This window comes from Streptomyces sp. NBC_00075 (genome assembly GCF_045041225.1).
In the GTDB taxonomy this organism is placed as follows: Bacteria; Actinomycetota; Actinomycetes; order Streptomycetales; family Streptomycetaceae; genus Streptomyces; species Streptomyces adonidis.
The window spans coordinates 3,006,064-3,026,281 of record NZ_CP108243.1 but is presented as its reverse complement, the minus strand read 5'-3'; the positions used below and the strand labels follow the sequence as shown (position 1 = coordinate 3,026,281).

Sequence of the window (20,218 nt, the reverse complement as noted above, 5' to 3'; positions counted from 1 at the left end):
ACCATCATCCCCTGGGTCGCATTCACGCCCTTTTCGTCCATGGCCTCGCCCACGCGATAATCGAACGCGGAGCCGCGGACTGAGGGAATGCTCGGACGTCCTAACACTGGCCACTGGCAGTAGAGGCGTGAGCGCGGCCCGTCACACACAAACCGGTGAAGGACACCCACTCATGACGACGCCCACGATCGAGCTAAAGCCCTCGGCCTCGCCACTTTCCGGCGCGGAGCGCGAGGCGATCCTGGCCAGCCCCGGCTTCGGCCGCCACTTCACCGACCACATGGTGACGATCAAGTGGACCGAGGGCCGCGGCTGGCACGACGGCCAGCTCGTCCCGTACGGCCCGCTCTCCCTCGACCCCGCCAACATGACCCTGCACTACGCGCAGGAGATCTTCGAGGGACTCAAGGCCTACCGCCGTCCCGACGGCTCCGTCGCCATCTTCCGCCCGGAGAAGAACGCCGAGCGCTTCCAGAACTCCGCGCGCCGGCTCGCGATGCCCGAGCTGCCCGTCGAGACGTTCATCGAGGCCATCGACGCGCTGGTCCAGCAGGACCGCGACTGGGTCCCCGCACACGGCGGCGAGGAGTCCCTCTACCTGCGCCCCTTCATGATCGCCACCGAGGTCGGCCTGGGCGTCAAGCCGGCCAACGAGTACCTGTTCCTGGTGATCGCGTCCCCCGCCGGCGCCTACTTCCCCGGTGGCGTCAAGCCCGTCTCCATCTGGCTCTCCGAGGACCGCGTCCGCGCCGTCCCCGGCGGCATGGGCGACGCCAAGACCGGCGGCAACTACGCGGCCTCCCTGCTCGCCCAGGCCGAGGCCGCCGGACAGGGCTGCGCCCAGGTCTGCTACCTCGACGCCGTCGAGCACAAGTGGATCGAGGAACTCGGCGGTATGAACCTGTACTTCGTGTACGGGGACCGCATCGTCACCCCCTCCCTCACCGGCTCCATCCTGGAGGGCGTCACCCGCGACTCCCTCCTCACCGTCGCCCGCGACCTCGGCTACACCGCCGAGGAGGGCCGTATCTCCATCGACGACTGGCAGCGCGACGCCGAGAACGGCTCGCTGACCGAGGTCTTCGCCTGCGGTACGGCGGCCGTCATCACCCCCGTCGGCACGGTCAAGCGCACCGGCGTGGAGTGGCAGCAGAGCGGGGGCGAGCCCGGCGAGGTCACGATGCGGCTGCGTGAGGCGCTGCTTGATATTCAGCGGGGTACGGCGGAGGACGTGCACGGTTGGATGCATGTTCTCGGCTGAGGGCTCGGCGGGGTGGGCGGTTCTTTGGCTGCCGGCCGGTGGGGGCTTGTCGCGCAGTTCCCCGCGCCCCTGAAGGGGCGCGATTCGCACCCGGCATAACGCGTTCCCCCGGTGGGTATCCACTCATTCCACCGGGGGAGGGGGAACACATGACCGTACGGCCGCCGCGGCGGTCCCGGCTGCGTGGGCTCCTGCGTGAGTTACGCAAACCCCGGCGCCCGCAGAGTCTCTCCGTGCTCGTCCTGCTCGCCGCGCTGGCCGGATTCCTGCTCTGGAACAGCTCCGGCATGGACAACTACGGCGAGAACCTCGCCCTCAACCTCGGCACCGACATCCTCGGTGTCGCCGTCACCGTGTTCGTGATCGGCCCGCTGATCAGCCGCGCCCAGGAGGGCCGGGTCCGTGAGCACACCCGGCTCGACTACGAGTGGTTCAGCGCCCAGGTGCACGGCTCGAACTCCAACGTGAAGATCCTCGACACCTTCTCGAACGTCTTCGGCCCCCAGTTCTCCGAGCGCCTCTTCCGCGGTATCCGCTCCGCCACCGCGCACGGCGCCCGCGTACAGATCCTGCTCCTCGACCCCGACTCCCTCGCCGTCCTCCTGCGCGGCCAGGAACTGGGCGAACGGCACGCCGACATCCGCCGGGACATCCTGCGCAACCTCCGCACCCTGCACTCCTTCCGGGACCGCCTCGACGACCACGCCCGCACCCTGCTCGACGTACGGCTGTGCTCGACCTCGCCCGGAGTGACCCTCTACCGCTGGGACGGCCACTCCCTCGTCTCCTTCCTCACCGTCGGCCGTCTCTCCGGCGAGGGCGTCCAACTGGAGGTCGCCGTCCGCTCCCCGCTCGGCGCGTTCGTCGAGCAGCGGTTCGACGAGCTGTGGCAGCAGAGCAAACCCATGGAGCGCTTCACCCACATGCCGGTCACCCTGGTCGACGCGGCCGCCGCCCGGCGGGAGTTCACCTGCCGGTTCGTGGTCGTCGACGAACGGTGGTACGTCGCCGGGCACGACCTCGTGTCCTACCTGGCCCGCCACCGCCTCGACCAACTCTCCGCGTACAGCGACGCCTTGGGGACACCCTCGGCCGCGTACGAGGTGATCGTGGTCGACGACGAGACCGAGCTGCACGCGCAGCTCACCGCGCACTACGCGGAGAAGTACGATGCACCGGCGGCGGCCTTCGTCTGGCTGCGACCGCCGGCCCTGGTCACGGAATAGAGGCCCTTGCACAGCATGAGCTCAGCGCACGACCCGGCCCCGCGCGGCGGCCCGAGATTCCGCGCCCTCACCCCCCGTGACCTGGACGGTCTGCTCCAGCGCGTTGGCTCCTTCGCGCCCGCCGACCGGCTGGCGCTGCGCGCGGTCGCGACGGTGCTGCCGTTCCGGACGAACACCTATGTCGTCGACGAGTTGATCGACTGGTCGGCCGTGCCCGACGGCGACCCGATCTTCCGGCTCACCTTCCCGCAGACGGGCATGCTCCCCGCGCCCGACGTCCGCGAGATGGCGGACCTGCTGGCCGGCGGCGCCCCCGCCCGCGAACTCCAGCGCGCGGCCCACCAGATCAGGATGCGCCTCAACCCGCACCCCTCCGGCCAGTTGGACGCCAACGTGCCCGTGCACGAGGGCGTCCGCCTGCCGGGCCTCCAGCACAAGTACCCCGAGACGGTGCTGATCTTCCCGCGCCAGGGCCAGACGTGCCACGCCTACTGCACGTACTGCTTCCGCTGGCCGCAGTTCGTCGGCGAGTCCGAACTCCGCATCGCCACCGACGACATCACCACCACCACGGCCTATCTCCGCGCCCACCCCGAGGTCAGCAGCGCGCTGATCACCGGCGGCGACCCGCTGGTGATGAGTACGGAGGTACTGAGCCGGTACGTCGACCCGCTGCTGGAGATCGACAGCATCCGCTCGATCCGCGTCGGCACCAAGTCCCTCGCCTTCTGGCCGTACCGCTTCACCACCGACCGGGACGCCGACGACCTGCTGCGGCTGTTCGAGAAGGTCGTGGCGAGCGGCCGTCACCTCGCCCTCATGGCCCACTTCACCCATCCGCAGGAACTGCGCCCGGCCGTCGTACGGGAGGCGATGCGGCGCGTGCGCGACACCGGCGCCGTGATCCGCTGCCAGGGGCCGCTGGTGGCCGGGATCAACGACAACGCCGACGCCTGGGCCGAGTTGTGGGACGTGACGACCACACTGGGCGCGGTGCCGTACTACCAGTTCGTGGAACGGGACACGGGCCCGCAGGGCTACTTCGGCGTCCCGCTCGCCCGCGGCCACCAGATCTTCCGGGACGCCCACTCCCGCGTCTCCGGCCTCGCCCGTACCGTGCGCGGCCCGGTGATGTCGGCGATGCCCGGCAAGGTGTGCGTGGACGGTGTCGCGGAGGTGGCCGGCGAGAAGGTCTTCGTGCTGCACCTGATCCAGGCGCGTGATCCCGCCCTGGTCGACCGCCCGTTCTTCGCCGCGTACGACGAGGACGCGACATGGTTCACCGACCTCAAACCGGCCTTCGGGGCGGCGGAGTTCCTGCCCGGCCTCGAAGCGGGGTGACAACAGGTCTCCCGGAATCCCTCCCCCTCAACTGCCGGGCGTGGCATGGTGAATATGCCCTACTGCGGGGCATTCCGGCGCGGTTCGGGGGAGATGGTGCGGCGGATGGAAGCACTGGACTTCCAGGTCGAGATCGGCCGCGGCTCCGGGCACGGCTACGAGGTGACCTGGCGTGCGCCCGACGGCAGTGAGACCTCCGGTCTGACCAGGATCTCCGTCTCCGCCGACGAGTTGCGCGCACTGACCGCCCGGGTGCCGGAGGCGGTCCTCGCCTCCTCCGCGCAGGTGCGGCGCAGCGCCACCCCGGAGGAGCGGCCGATCCAGGAACTCGGCCGGCTGCTCTTCGACGTGCTCCTGCCGGACAACGGAAGGGCGCTGCTCGCGGCGGCCCGGCATCGAGCGGTGCACGAGGAACGCAGACTCCGGGTCGTCCTGCGGGTGCGCCCGCCGGAACTCGCCCGTCTCCCCTGGGAGTTCCTCTTCGACGAGGCCCAGAACGACTACGTCTGCCCGACCACACCCCTCATCCGCCACCCCCAGGTGGCGGCGCCACAACGCCCGTTGAGAGTACGGCCGCCCTTGCGCATCCTGTGCATGGCCGCCGCCCCCGACGACCAGGAACCTCTGGCCGTCCGTGCCGAACAGCAGCGCCTCAGCAGCGCGTTGTCGGGACTGGAGAGCGAGGGGCTGATCGAACTGGGCTGGACGGCCGGCGACACCTGGCGGGATCTGCGCACCGCTCTGCGCCGGGGCGGCGACGCCGGCCAGTGGCACGTCTTCCACTTCATCGGCCACGGTGGCTTCGACGCCACCGCCCAGGAGGGCGCCCTGCGGCTGAGCGCGGAGGGCGGCGGCAGCTACGACCTGGGCGCGGAGAACCTCGCCATGGTCCTGGAGGGCAGACCGTCCCTGCGCCTGGTTGTCCTCAACGCCTGCGAGACGGGCCGCTCCAGCGCCGCCGACCCGTTCTCCAGTGTGGCGGGCGCCCTGCTGCAACGGGGCGTGCCGGCGGCCCTGGCCATGCAGTTCCCGATCTCCGACCGGGCCGCCGAGGAGTTCAGCCGCACCTTCTACGAGGGTCTAGCACACCGTCTGCCCGTCGACGCGGCGGTGACCGACGCCCGCCAGGCGATCCGCCTCGCCCTGCGCGGCACGCTGGAGTGGGGCACGCCGGTCCTCTACATGCGCTCCCTCGACGGCCTCCTCTTCGACCTCACCGACCGGGGCGGCGCCCGCTCCGGCACGGCCCGCCGGGACACCGGCGAGATACACGACATGTACGTCCAGGGCCTGGCCGCGCTCTACACCGAGCGCTGGGACGACGCGGTGTCCGCGTTCCGCGCGGTGGTGGCCCAGGACCCCGGGTACCAGAGCGGCAGGGTGAAGCTGGACGAGGCGATACGGGGCCGCCGCCTGGCCTCCCTGTACGCGGCCGGAACGGGCGCCGCGGATCACGGCCACTGGGACGCGGCCGTGGAACACCTCGGCGCCGTGGTCGCGGCGGAACCCGGATACCGGGACGCCGCCCACCGCCTGCGGCAGGCCCGGTACGAACAGGCGGTCGCCGCACTCCGCAAGGAGATCACGGACCTGCACAGGGTCTCCCAGTGGCAGGCGGTACTCGCGGCGGGTGCCCGCCTGGCCGCGCTCTCTCCGGCGGACCCGGATCCGGACGGGCTGGTGGCGCAGGCGCGCCGGGCGGTGCAGGGGGAGAAGACCGCTGATGAGACACCGGACACGGGCGAAGAGGGGATCGCCCAGCAGGACCGCCCGCCCGAGCCGCCGGACGAGGGGCAGGTGCCGCAGGGATCCGGGCCGGACCCGGCCTGGCCGCCCCCGATGGCCAGGGGCTCGGCGGACTCGGGCTCGGCGGGCATACGGCGGGACCCCCGGCCGGAACCGCCGGGGTCGCCGTCGGCAGGGGCCGGCCCGGAGTCCGTACGGCGCGACCCTTGGGCAGAGAAGGCCGAGCGGCCCGAGTCGGGCGGCTCGTCGCCGTCGGACGCCGGTTCGGAGGCTGCCGCCGGCCTCGGGAGACCGCTCGTCGACCGGTCCGGAGCCCCTCCCCAGCCGTCCTCCGACTCCACCCACCACCAGACCGTCTTCTTCTCCGAACCGCGCGGCTTCCCCCTCCCGCCCGACCTCACGCTCCCGACGGACACCCCGCTCTCCGGCCCCGGCGCCCACGAGGAGAACCCCCTCCCGCCCACCGTCTCCGGCCCTCTCTGGCGTACGCCCTCGTGGGCGTCCTACCCGCCGCGGCCCGTCGTGCCGCCGAGCGTGGGGCGGCGGCCGGAGCCGGGGCGGGACGGGGACGTCCGGGTGTCGGAGGAGCCCGGGGCCCGGTCCTTCGGGTTCAGCCGGGACGGGAGCCGGGTGGCCGTCGGGTATCAGAGCGGGCGCGCGGATGTGCTCGACCTCGGCGGGCATGTCGTCGCCACCCTGTCGCACACCCCCACACGGGCCGCGCGGCTGCTCGGCGGCCGTCAGGGCGATGGCGTGACCTGTGTCGCGTTGACGCCGAACGGCGCCCAGCTGGCCACGGCCCAGTACGGGACCGTACGGATCTGGAGCGTCACGCGGGGCGTCGAGCTACGGCAGATGCGGCTGCCCGACGACGTGTGCGCGATGGGCTTCAGCCCGCTCGGGCACAAGGCCGTCTTCGTCACCACGGCCGCGTCGGCGTACATCTGGGACACGGGCGAGCCGGCTGCCCGCCGCCGACGGCTGCGGCTGGACGTCCGCCCGTACCGGCTGGCCTGGTCGGCGGACGGGCTGCGCTTCGCCACCGCGGGGCCCGCCGGGGCGCGGGTGTGGTCCATCGTCACCGGGGACTTCAGCCTGGAAGTGGCCCGGAACTCCGCCGTCCTCGACGTCGACGTCAGCCCGTACGGAGCACGGCTCGCCATCGCCCACGGAACCGACGGCGCGCGCGTCCTCGACGCCCGCTCCGGGGTCGAGGTGCGCCGGTTCGGCTCGCTGGGTCCGGTCTCCCTCGTGGCGTTCAACGCCGACGGCACCCGGCTGGCGACCGCCGGACGCAGCGGCGTGGACGTCTGGGACACCCGCACCGGCGAGCGCGCCGCCCACCGGCGGTTCGACTCCCGCTGGTTCACCGAGGCACTGCTGTTCGGCCCGGACGGGGCCGCCCGCGCCGTCGTACGGGAACCGGAATCGGCCTGGCTGATCCGGATCGGCGAGGACGAAGCGGACTGACACACCACCTGACCGACACGCCACACGGGGGAGGAAGGCCATGGCCGACCACACGACCTACGACCGCACCGCCGAGGAGACACCACCCGCCGCGGACGTCTACATCGGCGCCCGCGAGGCCCCCGGTACGGAGTCGGACGTCGTCGCCGCGCTCGCCGCCCTGGGCTTCACCGTACGGGTCAAGGTCTGGCCCGTACGCCGGGCCGTGGCCGAACTCCACTGGCTGCTGCTCGTCGCCCTGCCCCTCCACTCCTTCCTCGGCGGCCTCGGCAGCAGGCTCTCCGACGACCTGTACCGGAAGCTGAAGGAGACGGTACGACGCAGACCGGAACCCGCGTCCGCCGCCGAAGAGCCCCGCCTGATCGTCCTCCAGGACACCGACACCGGCGTACGGCTGCTGCTGGGCCCGGAGTCCGACGCCGCCGCCCTCGCCGGCCTCCGCGATCTCGACCTCACCCGCTTCCGGCACACGACCCTGCGCTACGACCCCGACGCGGCCCGCTGGGCGCCGGTTCCCGGAGCCGAGGAGGACCACACGGACGCGTGAACCCTCGTCCAGGTTGTACGCAATAAGACCGATTGACCCTTACCGTGAAGGTGCGTTTGCATCGCAGTGAGCCCTCGGCACGGGGCCGGGGGAGCAGTGCACAGGGGGAATGTGCACCGGGGGAAACGGGGAAACACATGACCAGCAGAGCCATGCGGTTCGTGCGGGCGACGACCATCGCCGCGCTCGCCGCCGGCACACTCGCACTTCCCACGACCACGGCGTCGTCGGCGCCGGGGAAGGCGCCACGACCGGGCGTCACCGAGCGGGTCACCGTGTCGGCCAAGGGTGTGCAGTCCGACGGCGACTCGGGCGGGCCGACCCTCAGCGACGACGGCCGCTTCGCCGCGTTCGCCACCTTCGGCACCACCATCGTGCCGGGCGACACCAACGGCGACTCGGACGCGTTCGTGCGCGACCTGCGCACCGGAAAGGTGACCCGCGTCAGCGTCGCCTCGGACGGCACCCAGTCGACGGGCGGTGACACGCACAACGCGCGCATCAGCGGCAACGGCCGGTACGTCGCCCTCACCTCCGACGCGACGAACCTCGTCGACTGGGGCGGAAAGCCGCCCACCGGCTTCTCCCACGAGGACGTGTACGTCCACGACCGCCGCACCGGCCGCACGGAACGGGTGAGCACGACACCCGACGGCGGAACCGCCAACGCGTACGGCAGCGTCGGGATCTCCGACGACGGCCGGTACGTCGCCTTCAACGCGCCGATCGCCCGTATGGAGGGCGGCACGAGCTACCACCTCGCGGCGTACGTCACGGACCGCCGCACCGGCAAGGTCACCCGGATCAGTCACGAACACCCTGAGTGGACGGTCTACAGCACCGGGATCAGTGGCAACGGCCGCTATGTCGAGTACGACATCCGCCACCCGCGCGGCGGCCGGAGCGAACTGATGGTGTTCGACCGCCGGACCGGCAAGGAGGAGCAGGCCAACGTCGACAGCGCGGGCTCGCCGTCGCAGGCCGACGCCAGTGCCGTCGGCGGCTCGCTCTCGGACGACGGCCGGTACATCGCCTTCAGCTCCCTCACCGATCTGGTGGGCGACCCGACCCCCAACGGCTTCCACCTCTATGTGCGCGACCTGCGCACGGACGTCACCCGGCGCATCCAGCACGACGGCCCGGGGCAGCGGAGCCTGAGCGGCAATCTCCTCAGCGGCGACGGCCGGTACCTGGCGTACAACTTCCCGGTGCGGACACCGGCCGGCGACTACGTCGACAACGTCTATCTGCACGACCTGCGCACCGGAGCCACCCGCCTCGTCAGCAGGACGGTCACGGGCGGTATCGCGACCGAGCCGACCGGGTACAGCGCGCCCTCGTCGCTCAGCCGCGACGGCAGGCTGGTGGGCTTCCTGTCGTCCGCGACCGACATCGTCAAGGGCGACACGAACGGCCACTCGGACGGGTTCGTCCGCCGTATGCGCTGAGCACCCGGGGTTCGAATGCTGAGACACCCGGGAGCACGGGGACGGTCTGTGCCAGACTGCCCCCGTGCTCTCGTTCGCCACGATTATTGGCAGCAGGCGCGCCGGTCCGCAGTGACCGCCACGTACGACCAGGTACGGGCGGCCACCGTCGTCTTCGACCCGCGCGCAGACCTCTCGCACCCGCGAGGGGTTTTTCGCTTTTCTGGCCCACCTTCAGCCGGAGAAGGAGCGCGAGGGATCATCGGAGGACGGTGGAGCCGGTCATTCCGGTACAGACCGAGATCGACATCCCAGGAGCCTTGAGACCATGACGGAACCCAGCGAACTCGACGACTCGTTCCACGTCTTCGACACCACCCTGCGCGACGGCGCCCAGCGCGAGGGCATCAACCTCACCGTCGCCGACAAGCTGGCCATCGCACGGCACCTGGACGACTTCGGCGTCGGCTTCATCGAGGGCGGCTGGCCGGGCGCCAACCCGCGCGACACCGAGTTCTTCGCCCGCGCCCAGCAGGAGATCGACTTCAAGCACGCCCAGCTGGTGGCCTTCGGCGCCACCCGCCGGGCCGGCGGCAAGGCGAGCCAGGACCCGCAGGTCAAGGCCCTCATCGACTCCGGCGCACCCGTCATCACCCTGGTCGCCAAGTCCCACGACCGCCATGTGGAACTGGCGCTGCGCACGACCCTCGACGAGAACCTGGAGATGGTCCGCGACACCGTCGCCCACATCCGCTCCCAGGGCCGCCGCGTCTTCGTCGACTGCGAGCACTTCTTCGACGGCTACCGCGCCAACCCCGAGTACGCGAAGGCCGTCGTCCGGGCCGCCTCCGAGGCCGGCGCCGACGTCGTCATCCTCTGCGACACCAACGGCGGGATGCTCCCGGCCCAGGTCCAGGCGGTCGTCGCCACGGTCCTCGCCGACACCGGAGCCCGCCTCGGCATCCACACCCAGGACGACACGGGCTGCGCGGTCGCCAACACCCTCGCCGCCGTGGACGCGGGCGCGACCCACGTCCAGTGCACGGCGAACGGCTACGGCGAGCGCGTGGGCAACGCCAACCTCTTCCCGGTGGTCGCGGCCCTGGAACTGAAGTACGGCAAGAAGGTCCTCCCCGACGGTGCACTGCGCGAGATGACCCGCATCTCCCACGCGATCGCCGAGGTCGTCAACCTGACGCCCTCCACGCATCAGCCGTACGTGGGAGTCTCGGCCTTCGCCCACAAGGCCGGCCTGCACGCCTCGGCGATCAAGGTCGACCCGGACCTCTACCAGCACATCGACCCCGAGCAGGTTGGCAACACCATGCGGATGCTGGTCTCCGACATGGCGGGCCGAGCCTCGATCGAGCTGAAGGGCAAGGAGCTGGGCGTCGACCTGGGCGACGACCGTGAGCTGGTGGCCCGGGTCGTGGAACGCGTGAAGGAACGCGAACTGAAGGGCTACACGTTCGAGGCGGCCGACGCGTCCTTCGAGCTGTTGCTCCGCGCGGAGGTCGAGGGCAGGGCCCGTACGTACTTCGAGGTCGAGTCCTGGCGCGCGATCGTCGAGGACCGCCCTGACGGCAGCCACGCCAACGAGGCCACGGTCAAGCTCTTCGCCAAGGGCGAGCGCATCGTCGCGACGGCGGAGGGCAACGGCCCGGTGAACGCCCTCGACCGAGCCCTGAAGGTGGCCCTGGAGAAGATCTACCCGCCGCTCGCCAAGCTGGAGCTGGTCGACTACAAGGTCCGCATCCTGGAGGGCAAGCACGGCACCCAGTCCACGACCCGAGTCCTCATCTCCACCTCGGACGGCAAGGGCGAGTGGTCGACGGTGGGCGTGGCCGACAACGTGATCGCCGCGTCGTGGGAGGCCCTGGCGGACGCGTACACGTACGGGCTGCTGCGGGCGGGCGTGGAACCGGCGGAGTAGTGGAGACGGTGGGGGGTGGGGCCTCAGACCCCACCCCCCACTCCCAAGGGTGTCCGTTTGCATCCCGTTTCGGGTAGCTTCGAAGATATGAAGGCCGTACTGGTCCGTTCTCTCGTACGCCTGCTGCTGGTGCCCTTCGTTGCGACACTCGCGGTACTCGCGCTGCTGACGGCCGCCGCGCCCGGCGCCCAGGCGGCCACCGACCTCTCGAAAGTCGCCGAGGCACTGCGAGCAAGCCCGGTGTACGTGGACCCGGAAGCCAAGGACCTCCTCTCCGCCGCCGACGCGGACGCGCTGGCGGCCAAAATCAAGGACGCGGACAAACCGCTGTTCGTGGCCGTTCTCCCGGCCGACTACCCGGCGGAGAACCTCTTCACGAACCTCCGTACGGAGACCGGCATCACGGGCCTGTACGCCGTACGCCTGGGCGACCTTTTCAGTGCCCGGGCCGACAGCGGCGTGCTGAGCGAGTCGGCGGTCGCCAACCTCGTCACAGCCGTGCGGGGCGCGGACGACCCGAAGGCCCAGCTCAACGACTTCGTCGACGCGGCGCTGCGTGGCAGTGTCGGCGGTTCGGCTCCGGCCACCTGGAGCGGTGGCGACTCCGGTGGCGGAGTGGACGCCGGTGCGCTGATCGCGGTCGGCGCGGTGCTGGCGGCGGGCGGCGCGGGCGCGTACGCACTGGTCCGGCGCAACCGGCGACGGCACGAGGAGGAGCAGCGAGCCGCGCTCGCCAAGCTGACGGTCGTGGTCGACGAGGACATCACGGCGTTCGGCGAGGAACTGGACCGACTCGACTTCCACCCCGCCGAGACGGGCGCCGACGACGCGATGCGCGCGGACTACGAACGAGCGCTGGACGCGTACGAGAAGGCGAAGTCGCTGATGGCGGCCACGAGGCGCCCGGAGGAAGTACGCGCGGTGACGCAGACGCTGGAGGACGGCCGCTTCTCGCTCGCGCAACTGGCGGCCCGCCGCGAGGGCGGCCCGCTGCCCGAACGCCGCGGCCCCTGCTTCTTCGACCCGCGCCACGGCCCGTCGGTAGCGGACGAGACTTGGACCCCGGCGGGCGGCGCACCCCGGGAGGTCCCGGTCTGCGCGGCCGACCGGGCCCGCCTGGCCGACGGCCAGGACCCGGCGGTCCGCGAGGTGGAGACGGCCTCGGGCCCCCGCCCGTACTGGGACGCGGGCCCGGCGTACGGCCCCTGGGCAGGCGGCTACTTCGGCGGCGGCATCCTGCCCGGCCTCCTGGTCGGCACGATGCTCGGCAGCATGATGGCCACCCCGTCCTACGCGGCGGACTACGGCGAGGGATACGGCGACTTCCGCGGCCCCGAGGGCGGCGACATGTCCGGCGCGAACTTCGACTCCGGGGACTACGGCGGCGGGTTCGGGGGCGGGGACTTCGGGGGCGGCGGGGACTTCGGCGGGGGCTTCTGAGCCGACGCGGGCCGACAGCCTTCCCACCACCCACTCGCCCCCGCCGCCCTTACCCGTTCCCATCCTCGGGGGCTGCCGCCCCCGAACCCCCGCTCCGGCTCTGAACGGGCCTTGTCCTCAAACGCCGGACAGGCTGGATGGTGTCGGCCGGGCTTGATCCATCAGCGCCGACCGGGGCATTTCAGCCCGTCCGGCGTTTGAGGACGAGCGCGTTCAGCGCGACAAGCGGGGGTCTGGGGGGCGCAGCCCCCAGGGATGGGACGGGTAAGGGCGGCGGGGGCGAAATACTCCCCACGACGTACGGGTACAGGCACGGGCCCGGCGCAGGAGAGCGCCGAGCCCGTGGACGTCGTACGGAGACCGATACGAAGGACCGTCAGAGAGTCGCCGCCGCCGCGGTGATCGCCGAGGCGAAGGTCGAGACCTCGGAGTAGACACCGGGCGCGTTGGCCCGGGCACAGCCGATACCCCAGCTGACGATGCCGACCTGAACCCACTCGTTGGCACTGTCCCGGCGGAACATCGGACCACCGGAGTCACCCTGGCAGGTGTCGACCCCACCGGACGCGTACCCGGCGCAGATCTCGTCAGCAGCGACGAGCCCGCTGTACCCGCTGTAGGACCGGCAGGTGGCGTCGCTCACGAACGGCACGGTCGCCTTGAGCATGTACCGCTGCTGAGCGCCACCCTCAGAGGCCGAACCCCACCCGGCAATGGTGAAGGTGCCGGTGTTGTAGGCCGTGGTGGTGGCGATCTTCAGCGTGGACTGGGTGGTGATGGGCGAGGCGAGCTTGATGAGCGCCCAGTCCTTGCCGTTGCCGTTGTAGCCGGGGGCCCGGTACACGTACGTGGACCTGACCTGGACCCGGCCGGTGGTCGACTGGAGGTCCACGACACCGGCGGTCGCCGTGATGCTGGTGTTGGCGCCGGTGCCGCTCACACAGTGCGCGGCGGTGAGCACGATCTGCTGGGTGAGCAGCGAGCCGCCACAGCCCATGGAGAGCCGGACCATGAACGGGAACTCGCCCTGCGCGGCCCGGGTTCCACCGACGACGGGCGCCGGAGCGGCCTGGGCGGAGGAGAGGGGCTGAAGGCTGATGATCGCGAGCGCGGCGGCGCCGGCGGCTGCGGCTCTCTTGAGCGCGGTGATGAGCTTCTTCAACGTGATGCCTTCCGTGGGGGGTTGGACATACGCAGAAATGTCAGGCTCATGCCAAACAAACAGAAAGAACTCGTGCGCTTGATGGCATGAGCTGGTCAAAATCTGTTGAAGGATTATGGGAACGCTGTGAGCGCGCCCACAAGGGGCGAAATCCGGCCGCGCCCATCGAGCCACCGGCCCGAGCCGGGGCTACACCGGCCTACGCACCGGCGTCGGGCAGCCGCAGCCACTCCGCCCAGGACAGATCACGCCCGATGAACCGAGGCCGCACGAAGGGCCAGTCATCCCCGATCCACCGAGGCACAAGCTCATCGAGCGCCTGCTCGACCGCGCCCCCCACGGCACTGTCGACAACCCACCAGGAGACCTCGGCATCGGCCCCGGCCTTCTCGGGCGGATCGATGTACACACACCCCAGTTCAACGCTCTCCTCGCCATTGAGCAGCACGTAGTTGAAGGACTCATGGGCGTCGATCTCGGCGGCATGCCGCTCCAGATCGGCGAGATTGGCCTCGTAGGTGATGGAGGCGGCCGGCCACCCCCAGGCCTCCCCGAAGATGCTCCACAGCCGCTCACGCGACCCCATGACGGTCGGGTAGTCGAGAGCGGCATCGGCCCCACGAATCGGCCGCAGGTGATACCCATCGAGCACGTCGACGTGCAGCGGGTGAACGAAGTCGCGGGGAAGCCAGGTCATGATCGGAGGCTAACGCCCGGGTGGACACCTCGCACCGGGTTATCCGGGGGAGCGGGCCACCGCCGGCCGTACCGCTCCCCGGCGGCGTGCCACCAGGCGGGCGGCGAGGAAGAGCCATCACCCTGTGCGGCCGACTGCCCGGGATGAAGGCCGAGCGCGCGCAGCGCATCCGCCGCCACATACACGGTGAACCACCCGCGCCAGTGCCCATCGCCCCCCGGCCCGCACACGAGGTCGTACCGAACCTCGCCCGGCACGAACGGCATCCAGTCGATGCCGTGTTCCCGCAGTCAAGCGCGCAGGGCGGCGAGGGGTCCGGGGCGCCCGGGGAGGTTTTCGCAGGGGGTGACGATGACCCATTCGGTGTCGTCCGTACTCACGTTCACCTTCCTGTTCATACGGCACCGGGGGCAGCCGATGAATTGGTTCGGGATCGGCCCGGCGGAGCAGCCGCAGCACCGCGGTCCATCACAAGCTAGGTCCGGTCCAGGAACGCGGCCCAGGAACCGGGGGAGACGGTGAGGACGGGCCCGGAGGGGTTCTTGGAGTCACGGATGTGGATGGCGGAGGTGTGGGCGGCGACTTCGACGCAGTTGCCCCCCTCACTGCCGCTGTGGCTGGACTTGAACCACGCCAGGTCGTCCGAGAGGTTCTGGTGCCGTGCTGCGGTGGTCATGACTCTCCTAGCAGTCCATCCAGGAGGCGCACGCTCTCGTCGGGAGAGAGGGCCTGTGACCGCAGCATTCCATATTTCAGGTGATAGGAACTGACCTCGTCGGGGTCGTCCACAAGGAAGCTGGCGCGCTGCACCTCCAGGTACACCAGGCGTTCGTGATCCGGGGTTTCGAGCAGCACCATGGGGCCGTCGAGACAGGCGTGGGGCGTGCGGTCCATGGGCATGATCTGCACGCTCACATGGACGGGTTCGCAGGCTTCGAGGATCTTGCGGATCTGCTCGCGCATCACCTCCCGACCGCCGGCCTCCCGACGGAGGATGCTCTCCTCCAGGACGAAGTGCCCCACCGGCGGCTGCTCCCGCTGCCAGATCAATTGGCGTTCCATACGGGCGTTCACCCACTGCTCGGCAGTTTCGTTCCCGATTGCCGGATATCGATAGTCGAAGACGGCGCGGCAGTACTCCGGAGTCTGGAGCAACCCCGGAACCGCCTGGGTCTCGTACGACAGGAGGCTGAGCGCCTCCTGCTCGTGCTCGACCAGCCCCTGTGCGAACTGGACGACCCGCTCCCGCACGGGCACCTTGACCACCATCACGGCCAACACCCCACCTGTGTCGAGCAGTTCGTCGAACTGCTCCGCCCGGTCGAGTTGCAGCGCAAGTCGCCCCTGCTCGATGGACCCGACGGTGTCGACGTGGATGTTTGCGCGCTCCGCCAACTGCTCCTGCGTCAGCCGAGCCCGCTTCCTGAAGTGGGCAACCGCTGCCCCGATGGCCTGCCATGAACTGCCCCGCCTGGGCCTCTTCACCGAATGCATGCCCGTCCCCTTCCCTCGTCGCCACCCGAACCCCTCGTAGTGGAGTCGTAGCAATCGGAACTACGACTTCACGTACTGCTCCACAGTAGTGACTCCCTGTGACAGTGGCCCCATGAACGCACAACCCCAACTCCTCCACAGCCGCGAGGCGTTGTACCGCCGCGACCGCAGGTCGGTACGCCTGGCCCGCGACTTCACCCGCGAGACCCTCATCGACTGGGGCGCACCCGAGCGCACCGACGACGTGCTGCTCTGCGTGAGCGAACTGACCACGAACGCCCTCCTCCACGGCGTACCACCGGGCCGTGGCTTCCTCCTCCAACTGGCCCTGGCCACCGACGGCGTACTGCGCGTCGAGGTCCACGACAGCGGCTCGGGCGAGATCCGTACGCCGGATCTCGGTCCGGAAGCCGAGGAAGGACGGGGGCTGCTCATCGTGGCGGGGCTGGCGGACAGATGGGGTGTGGGGGAGCGGGACCCGGGTAAATCGGTGTGGTGCGAGTTCGGGATGCTGCGGTGAGTCATTCGGCGTACTGGCGTGCCTCGGTGGCCAACTCCTCGTCCCCGGCGAGGTCATAGGCATCGGCGGAAGACCTCCAGGCGGCCTTTGCCTGGAGGGCTTGACCTTGCGCTGCATGCAGCTTTGCGATGTTCCATCGAACATTTCCCACGCGGTGCCAGTCACTTAGGGAGACAAAGACGGCCTCGCACTTGTGGAGTGCCTCTGATGCCGATTCGAATTCTCGAAGAGCAGTCAGGAGACTGCCTACGTGGTTCCAAGCCGAGGCTTCTCCATACCGGTCGTGCTGCTCGGCGAAGAGGTCGGCGGCGTTCTGGTACGCGTTGGCAGCGTCGTCGAATCTGGACACCTCTCTCAGAGCTGCGCCCAGATTGAGCCATGCCGTCGCCTCGCGTTGCAGATCTCCCACCCGGCGGAATGCCTGCTGGGCACGGTTGTGAGCCCGCACGGCTTCATCGAACCGCCGAAGCTTCAGAAGCGGCATGCCCAAGGTGTTCCAAGCCATCGCTTCTCGGTGCTCATCGCCTACCTGAGCGAACATCTCTTGCGCACGCCCGAGCATCTGAGCCGCAATGTCGTGCTGTCCCCACTCGTGCATGCAGAAACCGAGGTTGCTCCAGCTGGTTGCTTGGGCGCTGCGATCTTCGAGCGCGTAGGCAAGTCGTAGTGCGTTGGTGTGAACGATGGCTGCCTCGCGGTACTGGCGCAGCTGGTGCCGGGAATTCCCCAGGGCGGACAGGGAGAACAGCTCCAGGATCCGGTCCTCCTCGCGTCTGGCCGCCGTCAGCAGGGTTTCGGACACCCGGGTTCCATCGGTGAAATGTCGCTGGACGTGCAGATACCGGTCGATGCAGACGCCCAATGCGGTGGCGAATCTGCTGTGCTGGGCCATCTCTGCCCACTCAACGGCCCGTACGAGGGAAATGTGCTCGGTGTCCAGCCAGGCGAGTGCTGCATCCCGGTCAGGGAAGCGATCTGGCACCTCTGCAAGCAGTTGGCCGTGGAGATGTTGGTCGGCGGAGGCCGCTCGTAGGAGGAAGTCTTGGAGCAGGCTGTTCCTGGCATCCGTGGCCTCGTGGGCGAGTACGGGCTCGGAGGTGCTCAGAGTGGCCGCGTAAGCGCGCAGCAAGTCGTGCATCACCCAACGGTCCCCGGCGGGCGATGAACTGATCAGATAGACGGCTGCCAGATCCTCAAGTCTCTCCATGATGTCGTCCGGAGACACTCCGGAGAGAGCGACTGCGGTGGGTTGTCCGAAGTCCGACGTCGGAGCCTGGGCCAAGAGCCGGAACAGTCTGGCCTGGTCCGCGTCGAGCCGTTCGTATGTGACGTCGAACACCGGGCGAAGCACCAGATCTCTGTCGTACTGGTCCCTGCCCGGTGCGCGCAACGCGCGTACACGGTCGATTGCTGCTTCAAGGTCCGCGACGAGTGTGGAGACCGCGCGCGGTTTACGCCGGCGGAGCTGAGCCGCCGCGATCTGAAGCGCCAGCGGAAGGCGACCGCACAGGTCGACGAGTTGCCGAACGGCATCAGGCTCCGCGGACGCTCGGGAGTCGTCGGGATCGCTGATGCGCAGGGCCCGCTCGATCAGAGCGACCGCCTCGTCCTGTGACAGCGAATCGAGGGAGATCGACCGGGCGGTGAGCGAGTCCAGGGACTCCCTGGAGGTCACCAGTACGCGATGCCGTGTGCTCCCGGGGAGCAGCGGTACGACCTGTGCGGCATCCGAGACGTTGTCCAGCATGATCAGCACAGAACCCCGGCTGTCCAGAGCCGACCGGTACAGCGCGTACAGCTCCTCGGGTGCGGAGGGGAGATTCTCGCGTCCGATGCCGAGAGCGGTCAGGAAGGACTCCACCGCCTGCTCGGGCGCCGTAGGAGCGTCGTCGTAGCCCCGCATGTCGACGAAGAGCGTTCCTCCGGGGAAGCGAGTACGCGCGGCGTGCGCAACGTGCAGAGCCAGCGCGGTCTTACCCACACCGCCGAGCCCACCCACCGCCGAGATCAACACGGCGTCTGTACGGGTTTCCGTGTTGTCAGGATCGAGTACGTCCAACAGAGCCCTGACGTGCTGCTCACGGCCGGTGAAGGCCGTCGGAGGAGCAGGGAGCGCGGACATCGCGGTGAAGCCCGCGCCGCGATCGTGCTCGGCCCGACCGATGACGGGGCCGTGGAAGGTGCTGCCCCGAAAGTCGTAGTGGTCTCCGTCGCCCACCGATTCCGCCCGTCCCACTACGTAGCCCCCGACTCTTCGCGTTTGTCCTCATCATGGCCCGCCGTCGCGCAAAGGGCGTGGGAGATCAGGGGGAGGCCGGATCAGTTGCTCTCTCGTCGGCTGCCGTGACCGATCCCGCGCCCAGGCAGTTAAGGGAAACGTACTTCCGGGAAACGTATTTCCCTAAGTGAACCTGCTGGAGGCCAACCATGCCCCGCCCGACCCGTGAACTGCCCAAACCCGCAGACATGTTCGACCGTGACTGGGAGTGGAGCGAACTGACGGCCTTCGCGTCCGACACCGGCCCGGAAGCCACCCTGGCCGTGATCTCCGGGCGTCGCCGCCAGGGCAAGTCCTTCCTTCTCGACTCGCTCGCTCGTGCTGCCGGCGGTTTCTACTTCTGTGCGTACGAGGCGACCGAGGCCGATTCGCTCCGCCGCTTCGGCGAGGAACTGGGCCAGTACACCGGCACCGTCGCCCCCATGCGCTTCGACCGCTGGGAACAGGCGATCGACGCCCTGCTCGCACTCGGCGCGGAACGTCCCCTCCCCGTCGTCATCGACGAGTTCCCGTACCTGGCCCGGGCCACCCCCGCCCTCCCCTCCATCATTCAAGTCGCCTACGGACCACGCCGACCCGAGCGTCTGAACTCCCGTACCCGACTTCTCCTCTGCGGCAGTTCGCTCTCGTTCATGGGCAAGTTGCTCAGTGGTACGTCACCCCTGCGCGGCCGGGCCGGGCTCGAACTCGTCGTCCATCCCCTCGACTTCCGGCAGGCCGCCGCCTTCTGGGGCATCGAGGACCACCGCCTCGCGCTCCTCGTGCACAGCGTCGTCGGCGGAACCCCCGCCTACCGAAGGGAGTTCGTCCGCGACGACGTCCCCGTCGACCTGGCCGACTTCGACGCCTGGGTCTGCCGTACGGCACTGTCCCCGCGCTCCCCGCTCTACCGCGAGGCCCGTTATCTCCTCGCCGACGAGTCGGACCTGCGGGACCGCGCTCTCTACCACTCCGTCCTCGCCGCCTTGGCCTCCGGAAACGGCACGGCGGGCCGCATCGCCGGCTGCCTGGAGCGCCCGATCAGCGACATCACACACCCGCTGACCGTCCTCCAGGACTGCGGACTCGTACGGAGGGAGACGGACGCGTTCCGCGGGAACCGCAGCGTCTACCGGGTGGGCGAGCCGCTCATCGCCTTCGACCACGCCATCTCCCGGCCGAAGCTCGCCCTGCTGGACCGGGGGATGGCCGAGCACGTCTGGGAGACCGCCAGGCCCCGCTTCCTCTCCGCCGTCGTCGGCCCGCACTTCGAACAGGTCTGCCGTGAGTGGGTGGCCCACTTCGCGGCGCCGGACACCTTCGGCGGCATGCCCATCGACGTCTCGTACGGGACGGTCCCCGACCGGACGGCCCGTACCAGCCACGAGATCGACGTGGTCGTACGGGGCGCGGTGGGCCAGGACAACGGCGTACTGCTCTCCCTGGGGGAGGCCAAGTGGGACCAGGTGATGGGGACGGGGCACCTTGAGCGCCTGCGGCAGGCCGAACGCCTGCTGGCGGATCGCGGGGTCGACACGTCCGTCGTACGGCTCGCCTGCTACAGCGGGGCCGGGTTCACCGGGGATCTGCGGGTTGCGGAGGAGCGGGGCGAGGTCGTTCTGGTGGATCTGGCGCGGTTGTACTCGGGTGAGTGAGCCGCGCGGCCTGCCAGGGAAGGTACTAGGACAGTATCTGGC

Annotated in this window: 15 protein-coding genes; 10 read left to right on the top strand and 5 right to left on the bottom strand. The window is 69.9% G+C overall.

The genetic code is table 11. From position 1 onward, the window contains the following. Nucleotides 1-172: 172 nt before the first annotated feature. The 8 genes from OG787_RS12810 (at nucleotide 173) to OG787_RS12775 (ending at nucleotide 12,391) form a co-directional block, all read left to right on the top strand. Nucleotides 173-1,261, top strand: a complete 1,089-nt coding sequence (locus tag OG787_RS12810; RefSeq protein ID WP_405535253.1) for a branched-chain amino acid aminotransferase — start codon at nucleotides 173-175, stop codon at nucleotides 1,259-1,261. Between the two features lie 149 nt (nucleotides 1,262-1,410). Continuing rightward, on the top strand, nucleotides 1,411-2,487 hold the full coding sequence (locus OG787_RS12805; RefSeq protein ID WP_369034851.1) for a hypothetical protein: 1,077 nt from the start codon (nucleotides 1,411-1,413) through the stop codon (nucleotides 2,485-2,487). A 15-nt stretch (nucleotides 2,488-2,502) separates the two neighbouring features. Continuing rightward, nucleotides 2,503-3,828: a KamA family radical SAM protein gene (locus tag OG787_RS12800; RefSeq protein ID WP_369034850.1), complete on the top strand. Its 1,326-nt coding sequence runs from the start codon at nucleotides 2,503-2,505 to the stop codon at nucleotides 3,826-3,828. Nucleotides 3,829-3,933: 105 nt separating this feature from the next. Next, nucleotides 3,934-7,044 carry a CHAT domain-containing protein gene (locus OG787_RS12795; protein ID WP_369034849.1) on the top strand — a complete coding sequence of 1,037 codons (3,111 nt, stop codon included), beginning with the start codon at nucleotides 3,934-3,936 and terminating at the stop codon, nucleotides 7,042-7,044. 40 nt (nucleotides 7,045-7,084) lie between these two features. Continuing rightward, nucleotides 7,085-7,591 (top strand): hypothetical protein, encoded by a 507-nt coding sequence (locus OG787_RS12790; protein ID WP_369034848.1) that lies wholly within the window; start codon nucleotides 7,085-7,087, stop codon nucleotides 7,589-7,591. 137 nt (nucleotides 7,592-7,728) lie between these two features. Further along, the gene (locus OG787_RS12785) at nucleotides 7,729-9,039 is read left to right on the top strand and encodes a TolB family protein (protein WP_405535251.1); all 1,311 of its coding nucleotides are present in this window, start codon (nucleotides 7,729-7,731) and stop codon (nucleotides 9,037-9,039) included. 307 nt (nucleotides 9,040-9,346) lie between these two features. Continuing rightward, entirely contained in the window at nucleotides 9,347-10,951 is a 1,605-nt protein-coding gene (gene cimA / locus OG787_RS12780; RefSeq protein WP_369034846.1) for a citramalate synthase, read from the top strand. An 87-nt stretch (nucleotides 10,952-11,038) separates the two neighbouring features. Continuing rightward, complete coding sequence (locus OG787_RS12775) at nucleotides 11,039-12,391, top strand: hypothetical protein (RefSeq protein WP_405535249.1); 1,353 nt, start codon at nucleotides 11,039-11,041, stop codon at nucleotides 12,389-12,391. 376 nt (nucleotides 12,392-12,767) lie between these two features. On the opposite strand, the gene OG787_RS12770 is transcribed toward OG787_RS12775, so the two are convergent. From OG787_RS12770 to OG787_RS12755, 4 genes are all read right to left on the bottom strand, one after another. Then, nucleotides 12,768-13,553, bottom strand: a complete 786-nt coding sequence (locus OG787_RS12770) for a trypsin-like serine protease (protein WP_369034844.1) — start codon at nucleotides 13,551-13,553, stop codon at nucleotides 12,768-12,770. A 199-nt stretch (nucleotides 13,554-13,752) separates the two neighbouring features. Continuing rightward, on the bottom strand, nucleotides 13,753-14,250 hold the full coding sequence (locus tag OG787_RS12765; protein ID WP_369034843.1) for an N-acetyltransferase: 498 nt from the start codon (nucleotides 14,248-14,250) through the stop codon (nucleotides 13,753-13,755). A gap of 475 nt (nucleotides 14,251-14,725) precedes the next feature. Continuing rightward, nucleotides 14,726-14,926 carry a DUF397 domain-containing protein gene (locus OG787_RS12760; RefSeq protein WP_369034842.1) on the bottom strand — a complete coding sequence of 67 codons (201 nt, stop codon included), beginning with the start codon at nucleotides 14,924-14,926 and terminating at the stop codon, nucleotides 14,726-14,728. Next, complete coding sequence (locus OG787_RS12755) at nucleotides 14,923-15,744, bottom strand: Scr1 family TA system antitoxin-like transcriptional regulator (protein ID WP_369034841.1); 822 nt, start codon at nucleotides 15,742-15,744, stop codon at nucleotides 14,923-14,925. Before OG787_RS12755 ends, OG787_RS12760 begins: the two co-directional genes overlap by 4 nt. Nucleotides 15,745-15,856: 112 nt before the next feature. Here OG787_RS12755 and OG787_RS12750 point away from each other — a divergent pair, with 112 nt between their 5' ends. Further along, nucleotides 15,857-16,264 (top strand): ATP-binding protein, encoded by a 408-nt coding sequence (locus OG787_RS12750; RefSeq protein ID WP_369034840.1) that lies wholly within the window; start codon nucleotides 15,857-15,859, stop codon nucleotides 16,262-16,264. Nucleotide 16,265: 1 nt separating this feature from the next. Here the strand turns inward: OG787_RS12750 and OG787_RS12745 are convergent, their stop codons facing one another. After that, the gene (locus OG787_RS12745; protein ID WP_405535247.1) at nucleotides 16,266-18,482 is read right to left on the bottom strand and encodes an ATP-binding protein; all 2,217 of its coding nucleotides are present in this window, start codon (nucleotides 18,480-18,482) and stop codon (nucleotides 16,266-16,268) included. A gap of 209 nt (nucleotides 18,483-18,691) precedes the next feature. Here OG787_RS12745 and OG787_RS12740 point away from each other — a divergent pair, with 209 nt between their 5' ends. Next, nucleotides 18,692-20,176, top strand: a complete 1,485-nt coding sequence (locus OG787_RS12740) for an ATP-binding protein (protein WP_405535246.1) — start codon at nucleotides 18,692-18,694, stop codon at nucleotides 20,174-20,176. Nucleotides 20,177-20,218: the final 42 nt, after the last annotated feature.

What these genes read in the sequence shown, in the direction of transcription:
- OG787_RS12755 (WP_369034841.1), bottom strand. Translation starts at nt 15,744, where the DNA reads ATGCATTCGGTGAAGAGGCCCAGGCGGGGCAGTTCATGGCAGGCCATC.
- OG787_RS12760 (WP_369034842.1), bottom strand. Translation starts at nt 14,926, where the DNA reads ATGACCACCGCAGCACGGCACCAGAACCTCTCGGACGACCTGGCGTGG.
- OG787_RS12790 (WP_369034848.1), top strand. Translation starts at nt 7,085, where the DNA reads ATGGCCGACCACACGACCTACGACCGCACCGCCGAGGAGACACCACCC.
- OG787_RS12740 (WP_405535246.1), top strand. Translation starts at nt 18,692, where the DNA reads ATGCCCCGCCCGACCCGTGAACTGCCCAAACCCGCAGACATGTTCGAC.
- OG787_RS12795 (WP_369034849.1), top strand. Translation starts at nt 3,934, where the DNA reads ATGGAAGCACTGGACTTCCAGGTCGAGATCGGCCGCGGCTCCGGGCAC.
- OG787_RS12785 (WP_405535251.1), top strand. Translation starts at nt 7,729, where the DNA reads ATGACCAGCAGAGCCATGCGGTTCGTGCGGGCGACGACCATCGCCGCG.
- OG787_RS12750 (WP_369034840.1), top strand. Translation starts at nt 15,857, where the DNA reads ATGAACGCACAACCCCAACTCCTCCACAGCCGCGAGGCGTTGTACCGC.
- OG787_RS12800 (WP_369034850.1), top strand. Translation starts at nt 2,503, where the DNA reads ATGAGCTCAGCGCACGACCCGGCCCCGCGCGGCGGCCCGAGATTCCGC.
- OG787_RS12775 (WP_405535249.1), top strand. Translation starts at nt 11,039, where the DNA reads ATGAAGGCCGTACTGGTCCGTTCTCTCGTACGCCTGCTGCTGGTGCCC.
- OG787_RS12805 (WP_369034851.1), top strand. Translation starts at nt 1,411, where the DNA reads ATGACCGTACGGCCGCCGCGGCGGTCCCGGCTGCGTGGGCTCCTGCGT.
- cimA (WP_369034846.1), top strand. Translation starts at nt 9,347, where the DNA reads ATGACGGAACCCAGCGAACTCGACGACTCGTTCCACGTCTTCGACACC.
- OG787_RS12765 (WP_369034843.1), bottom strand. Translation starts at nt 14,250, where the DNA reads ATGACCTGGCTTCCCCGCGACTTCGTTCACCCGCTGCACGTCGACGTG.
- OG787_RS12810 (WP_405535253.1), top strand. Translation starts at nt 173, where the DNA reads ATGACGACGCCCACGATCGAGCTAAAGCCCTCGGCCTCGCCACTTTCC.